This window comes from Spirosoma sp. (assembly GCF_048594605.1).
Lineage (GTDB): Bacteria > Bacteroidota > Bacteroidia > Cytophagales > Spirosomataceae > Spirosoma.
The window spans coordinates 1-3,704 of the sequence record NZ_JBMDWV010000022.1 but is presented as its reverse complement, the minus strand read 5'-3'; the positions used below and the strand labels follow the sequence as shown (position 1 = coordinate 3,704).

Below are 3,704 nucleotides of genomic sequence, written 5' to 3'. Positions count from 1 at the left end.
GCAGGCGGGGTTCTTACTAGGGGGCTTTCTGTGGGGCGTGTTGGGCGATAAACGCGGGCGAATGTCAGTTTTGTTCGGGTCAATTGTTACGTATTCGCTGGCTAATATCGGCTGCGGGTTTGTACAGGATGTAAACAGCTACGCATTGCTACGCTTTATTGCAGGTATAGGCTTATCGGGCGAAATCGGAGCGGCTATGGTTTTGGTTTCCGAGATTCTACCGAAAGAAATTCGCAGCTACGGTACGTCGATCATCGCCGGAATTGGCTATCTGGGCGCTGGCGCGGCTTACCTGACGGCCGAATACTTTAGCTGGCGAATGGCTTTCTGGGTGGGTGGCGGTATGGGGGTTCTTTTACTGCTGCTTCGTGTCAGCGTTTTTGAGTCCGGCTTATTTAGCCGCTTAGACGCCAATCATAAGTCTGTTCGTCGAGGAAATTTCTTTTACTTTTTTAGCAGTTGGCCACAACTCATTAAGTACTTCCGCTGCGTTGCCGTAGGTGTACCGACCTGGTTTGTGGTTAGTATTCTGGCTGCGTTTGCCAATGAGCTTGGGGAAGCCCTGACGATTGATGGAGGGCTTAATCCAGCCCGTTGTGTCATGTTCATTTATGTCGGCTTTGCCATTGGCGACTTCCTTTGTGGTCCTCTGAGCCAGTGGCTTCGTTCCCGTCTTAGAGCCATTACAGGCATGCTCGTGTTCAGTACGTTACTGAGCGCGGCTTATTTATCCGGCAGTATTCACACTGCCACGGGCATTTATATAATCTGTCTTTTAGCCGGAATCTCTACGGGTTATATCGCCATGTTTCTGACAATGGTCGCTGAGCTTTACGGTACAAACCTCCGTGCCACGGCCACTACATCGGTGCCGAGTGTAGTACGTGGTACAGCCATTATCATGACCCTTTCCTATCAGGCTTTAAAACCATCGGTCGGCGTATTGGCCGCAGCCAGCATTTTAGGCGTTATCGTTTACGGACTGACATTTTGGTCGCTCAGTCGAATGGAAGAGACATTTGAGAAGGACTTAGACTTCGTAGAATGATCATTAACCGCTTATCCTTTATTTGAACCGTTACTCCAGATTGGCAGCGTTCAGTTGAGACAACAGCATCATTGAGTTGACAGCTAAAGGTTAAAAACTTAAATCGTTCAACACAATGAAAACTACTCTCAAATCAATCACTACTGCTTTATTTCTGACTTTAGGAACGTTTGTCGCTTTACCGGCCATGAGCCAGGATGATACCAAGGAAAAAGCATTTGCAGCCGCTATGTACCCGGCAGCAGCCGATTCCAAACTCTGGTTATGCCTTGAACAATACAAACCCGAAGAAAAGGTTAAACTCGAATTAGTCAATCAAAAAGGGCAGGTATTATTCAACGAAACGGTGGTAGGAAAAGCTAAAAAACGGAATGCGTATCGTCAGTCGTTCGACATGAGCCAGCTCGGTGATGGAAAATATACGTTCCGTTTAACAGCAGGAGATCAGAAAGAAGAAATTACGTTTAAACTGTCGACACCATCTTTGGAGCAAGCCCTGCCAGCGAGACTCGTCGCTATCAATTAACCGCTTACGTGATATACATTACAAAAAGGTACGGAGATTTCTTCGTACCTTTTTTATGGATGTTCATGGCAAATATTCACTTATCTCCTCACTAAATAGCTTATATATTGTACTGGATTTACTAATCAATAAATGATTTTACCATAAAGTAAGCCAATTTGGAGAAATAATTGCTTTTTTACAGGCTGATTACCGAACCCATTTTTGTGCTGCTAAAATGAACCAGCTTAACCAGACCGATTACATTATTTTTTTCCTGTATTTCATCGGCGTTTCCTCCTACGGATACTGGATTTACAAACAAAAACAGAAGACCAAACTCGATACCAAAGACTTTTTCCTCGCTGAAGGATCACTGACCTGGTGGGCCATTGGTGCCTCGCTGATTGCGTCGAACATTTCAGCAGAGCAGTTTATTGGCATGTCGGGTAATGGCTTCACTTTCGGTGTTGCCGTGGCCGCTTACGAATGGCTGGCTGCCATTGCGCTTATTATTGTGGCCGTGTGGTTTATTCCCATCTACCTGAAAAACCACATCTACACAATGCCGCAGTTTCTGAAGACGCGGTATAATGAGACGGTCAGCTTGATTATGGCCATTTTCTGGCTGTTTCTTTACGTATTCGTAAACCTGACTTCGATTCTTTTCCTGGGAGCCCTGGCGATCAGCAGCCTGGTTGGGGGCGACTCGTTCCACCCGATTGTGATTGGCCTTAGCATTTTTGCCCTGATCATTACGTTGGGCGGAATGAAAGTTATTGGCTATACCGACGTATTTCAGGTCGTCGTACTGGTTATCGGTGGTCTGGTTACGAGCTATATCGCTCTCACATTGGTAAGCCAGAAATTTGGTTTGGGCAACGACATTGTAGCTGGTTTTTCAGCGATGATGCGCGACGCCGACGACCATTTTCACTTAATTTTTGAGAAGCCTGGCCCCAATACGTCACAGGTTGAAGTAAACAAGTATCTGACCGTACCGGGCATTACGATGTATTTTGCCGGCCAATGGATCGTGAACCTCAACTACTGGGGCTGTAATCAGTACATTACCCAACGTGCATTGGGCGCCGATCTGAAAACAGCACGGACGGGGATTTTATTTGCAGCCATGATTAAGCTCTTTATGCCGCTAATTGTGATGCTACCGGGTATTGCGGCCTACGTATTGTATAAAAATGGCAGCCTTCAGAACGAAATGGCGCCGGGCGGTAAACTTCTTGCCGACAACGCGTATTCAGCTATCTTATCATTCCTGCCGAATGGTCTGAAAGGCTTGTCGATGGCAGCTTTGACAGCGGCTATCGTAGCATCGCTGGCCGGGAAAGCCAATTCCATTTCAACGATTTTCACGCTTGATATTTATCATAAATACATCAAGAAAGACGCTACCGAAACGCAGTTGATCTGGGCAGGACGTATCACCATTTTTATTGCGATGCTGGTATCCATTGCCCTTACCTGGCAGGATGCACTAGGCATTGGACGTGAGGGAGGTTTTACCTTTATCCAGAAATATACGGGGTACTTAAGTCCAGGTATTTTCGCCGTGTTCCTGCTGGGTTTCTTCTGGAAACGTACTACGGGTGCAGCGGCTATATTCGGGATTCTGGGAGGTTTTGCATTAACTACGTTGTTCAATAATTACGCTCCCGAACTGTTTGGTCCCGAAACGATTCTATACACTGCGTTCAAGAATGCAGATGGCGTGTATGAGATTCCATTCCTGGTGGCTATGGGCTGGGCATTTTTCTTTACGGTAGTTGTGATGGTGATTATGAGTCTGGCCGGACCAGCTATTAATCCGAAAGCGTTTGAAGTTGACTCGTCAATGTTCAAGCTGGCTCCCTCAGCTACAGCCATGATTACAGTTATTATGCTTCTGCTAACTGTACTGTACGTTCGGTTCTGGTAAAACAGAAGAAGGCAAAAAGGCATAAGAAGAGCGAAATTTCATAGGTTATCACTATGTTTTTCTTCTTATGCCTTTTTCTTTTATCACCACCCTCATGACACCCGCCCCTTCCACTTCACTACGTCCGCTGTTTACGTTGCCGGTCATTGTAGCCGCTCTGGGCTATTTTGTGGATGTGTATGATTTGCTTCTGTTCAACATTGTGCGGGTGCCGA

General features: G+C 46.3%; 3 protein-coding genes. All 3 read left to right on the top strand.

The features are described 5' to 3' along the window. On the top strand, window positions 1–1,048 hold a 1,048-nt coding region (locus ACOJS8_RS01085; protein ID WP_420146679.1), incomplete at its 5' end, for an MFS transporter. A gap of 115 nt (window positions 1,049–1,163) precedes the next feature. Continuing rightward, window positions 1,164–1,574, top strand: a complete 411-nt coding sequence (locus ACOJS8_RS01080) for a hypothetical protein (RefSeq protein WP_420146678.1) — start codon at window positions 1,164–1,166, stop codon at window positions 1,572–1,574. Between the two features lie 217 nt (window positions 1,575–1,791). After that, on the top strand, window positions 1,792–3,489 hold the full coding sequence (locus tag ACOJS8_RS01075) for a sodium:solute symporter family transporter (protein WP_420146677.1): 1,698 nt from the start codon (window positions 1,792–1,794) through the stop codon (window positions 3,487–3,489). The last annotated feature ends 215 nt before the right edge of the window (window positions 3,490–3,704 follow it).

Excerpts from the sequence above, each read along its gene's own strand:
- ACOJS8_RS01075 (WP_420146677.1), top strand. The coding sequence starts at position 1,792 with ATGAACCAGCTTAACCAGACCGATTACATTATTTTTTTCCTGTATTTC.
- ACOJS8_RS01080 (WP_420146678.1), top strand. The coding sequence starts at position 1,164 with ATGAAAACTACTCTCAAATCAATCACTACTGCTTTATTTCTGACTTTA.